Raw genomic sequence first — 3537 nt, 5'->3', positions numbered from 1 at the left:
GTTGTTGGCGGTGGTGGCGCCGTGGGTGAGGACGATGAGGTGGGTGGTGTCGGGGTGGTCCTCGTCGAGCCAGGTCTGGAGGCGGGTGAGGGTGTTGGTGACTCGGGTGTGGACGTCGGTGATCTGGTCGACGCCGGTGTCGGGGCCGGGTACTTCGAGAACGTCGAGCTTCTCCGCAGGGTCGGTGGCCGGGGTGGTCGGGGCCGGGACCCATTCGAGCTGGAAGAGGGAGTCGAAGCCCTTGCGAGGCGAGGCTCCGTCGATTTGTTCGGCTGTGACGGGACGGAGGGTGAGGGCGTCGATGTGTCCGACGGGGGTTCCGGTGCCGTCGGCGAGGTCGAGGGTGATGGTGGCGTTTTGGTGGTGGGTGATGCGGACGCGTAGGACGGGGGAGCCGATGGCGGTGAGGCTGACGCCGGTCCAGGCGAAGGGGAGGCCGGGGCCGTCGAGTCCGGTGGGTCCGCCGGTGGCTGCGATGGCGTGGAGGGTGGCGTCGAGGAGTGCGGGGTGGAGGGCGAATCGGCCTGCCTCGTCCCAGAGGTCCTGGTCGAGTGCGACTTCGGCGTAGATCTCGTCGCCGCGTCGCCATGCTGCTCGTAGGCCCTGGAAGACGGGGCCGTAGGTGAAGCCGGCGGTGGCCAGGTTTTCGTACAGGCCGTCGGTGTCGACGGGGGTCGCGTCGTGTGGGGGCCATGGGGTGAGGGGGGTGCCGGGGGTGGCGGGTTCGGGGGAGAGGGAGCCTGTGGCGTGGAGGGTCCAGGTGTTTGTCTCGGTGCTGGAGTGGATGGTGACCGGGCGGTGGTTGTCGGTTTCGGCGGCGCCGACGACGACCTGGAGGGCGATTGTGCCGTTTTCCGGGAAGACCAGCGGGGCCTGGATGGTCAGCTCGTCCAGTACGTCGCAGCCGATGCGCTCGCCTGCGTGGAGTGCGAGTTCGACGAACGCGGTGCCGGGCAGCAGGACGGAGCCGAAGACCGTGTGGTCGGCGAGCCACGGGTGCGAATCCAGCGACAACCGGCTGGTGAAGAGGGAGACGTCCTCGCCCGCGACGCCGACCGAGCCGGCCAGCAGCGGGTGCTCGGCAGCCTCAAGACCGGCCGAGGCCAGGCTCGTACGGCTGCTGCCGCCCAGCGCCGACGCCAGCCAGAAACGCTCGTGCTCGAACGCGTACGTCGGAAGATCCACCCGACGTGCCCCCGTACCGGCGAATATGGCCGACCAGTCCACGGACTCACCCGAGACATGAGCCTCCGCGAGGGCGACCAGCTCGGCATCCTGCGCGTCCCGGTCGGGGAACACGAACACGCGGCCTGCCGAGGGCTCCGCCCCCGCGACTGTCTCCAGCGCGGTCAGGAAGTCCGCGCGCTCGGCCGCCACGATCACGACCCGGTGTTCGAACCGGGAACGCGTCAGTGAAAGGGAGTGACCGATGTCGAGGAGTGACGGAACGGAGTCCGCCCGCAACTGCGCCAGCAGCCGTTCCGCCTGACCCGCCAATGCGTGTTCCGACTTGGCGGACAGCACCCACGGGATTGCCGGCAGCACGACCTCCGGCTCCGGCTCCTCGGCCGACGCAGGCTCCTCCTCCCGCGGCTGTTCCAGGATGATGTGGGCGTTGGTGCCGCTGATGCCGAACGAGGAGACGGCGGCCCGGCGCGGACGATCGCCGGTCTCGGGCCATGCGCGGCTCTCGGTGAGGAGCTCCACCGCACCCGCCGACCAGTCGACGTGGGTGGACGGCTCGTCCACGTGCAGGGTCTGGGGCATGACGCCGTGGCGCATGGCCATGACCATCTTGATGATGCCGGCGACTCCGGCGGCGGCCTGGGTGTGGCCGAGGTTGGACTTGACGGAGCCGAGCCAGAGCGGCCGGTCCTCCGTGCGTTCCTGGCCGTAGGTGGCGATGAGGGCCTGGGCCTCGATCGGGTCGCCCAGGGAGGTGCCGGTGCCGTGGGCCTCGACGATGTCGACCTGGTCGGCCGAGACGCGCGCGTTGGCGAGGGCCTGGCGGATGACGCGCTGCTGCGACGGACCGTTCGGGGCGGTCAGACCGTTCGACGCACCGTCCTGGTTGACGGCGGAACCGGCGACGACCGCGAGCACCTGGTGGCCCTTGCGTCGGGCCTCGGAGAGCCGCTCTACCAGCAGAACCCCGACACCCTCGCCCCAGCCCGTACCGTCCGCATCGTCCGAGAACGACTTGCACCGGCCGTCGGAGGCGAGGCCCCGCTGGCGGCTGAACTCGGCGAACGTCGTCGGCGTCGACATGACCGTCACACCGCCCGCGAGCGCCATCTCGCACTCGCCCGAGCGCAGCGCCTGGATCGCCCAGTGCAGCGCGACGAGGGACGACGAACAGGCCGTGTCGATGGTGACGGCCGGGCCCTCCAGGCCCAGCGCGTACGCGACACGCCCCGAGAGCACGCTTCCGGACGTGCCCAGCCCCAGGAAGGCGTCGACCCCGGCGGGAATCGACTCCGCCCCTGAGCCGTAGTCGTGATACATCAGCCCCGCGAAGACGCCGGTCCGGCTGCCCCGGAGTGCGTCCGGGTCGATCCCGGCCCGCTCCAGCGCCTCCCAGGAGGCTTCGAGCAGCAGCCGCTGCTGGGGGTCCATCGCCAGGGCCTCACGCGGCGAGATCCCGAAGAATCCGGCGTCGAACATCCCCGCGTCGTGCAGGAAACCGCCTTCAAGCGTGAGCGAACGGCCCTCCGCGTCGTCGGCCACGGCGTCCGCGTACAGCCGCGAGAGGTCCCAGCCACGGTCGGTCGGGAACGGTGCGATGCCGTCACCACCCGAGGCGACCAGGCTCCACAGGTCCTCGGGGCCGGTCACGCCACCGGGGTAGCGGCAGCTCATGCCGACGATCGCGATCGGATCGTCGGCCCCTGCGGCCGTGGCCACGATGGCGCCCGCGCCCTGCGTCCCGACCTCACCGACCAGCTCCGTGGTCAGGAATTCGGCGAGGACGGTGGCGGAGGGGTAGTCGAAGACGAGGGTGGCGGGCAGGCGGAGGCCGGTGACCTTGCCGAGGCGGTTGCGGAGTTCGACGGCGGTGAGGGAGTCGAAGCCCAGCTCGGTGAAGGCACGCTGGGCGGGAACCGCGTCGCCGGAGGCGTGGCCGAGTACGGTCGCGACCTCGCCCCGTACGACATCCAGCACCAACTGAAGACGCTCTTCTGCCGAGCGGCCCGCCAGCCGGCCGGCCAGGCCGCCCGCAGCGGAGCCGTCCTGTGTCACAGCGCGCCGCTGCGGTACTCGCACCAGGCCGCGCAGCAGATGCGGGACCTCCGCGCCCTGCGCCGCCGACTTGCGGACGACGGACAGGTCGATACGGACCGGAACCAGTGCGGCGGCATCGGCCGCCATGCCTGCGTCGAAGAGCTCCAGACCCTCCTCGTTCGACAGCGGTGGCACACCCGCGCGCCGCATGCGTGCGATGTCGGCCGCGTCGAGTCGTCCTGCCATGCCGCCTTCGGCCCAGGGGCCCCAGGCGAGGGAGGTGGCGGGCAGGCCCTGGGCGTGGCGGTGCTGGGC

The 3537-nt window shown here is 71.3% G+C and carries 1 protein-coding gene; it reads right to left on the bottom strand.

All coding sequences use genetic code 11. From position 1 onward, the window contains the following. The coding region (locus ACFYY1_RS43140; protein WP_388595574.1) for a beta-ketoacyl synthase N-terminal-like domain-containing protein at window positions 1-3537 on the bottom strand (3537 nt) is incomplete at both ends.

Origin of the sequence: Streptomyces sp. NPDC001890 (assembly GCF_042891445.1) — a bacterium.
In the GTDB taxonomy this organism is placed as follows: Bacteria; Actinomycetota; Actinomycetes; order Streptomycetales; family Streptomycetaceae; genus Streptomyces.
The sequence above is the reverse complement of the archived record's forward strand: the minus strand, read 5'-3'. Positions and strand labels throughout refer to the sequence as shown.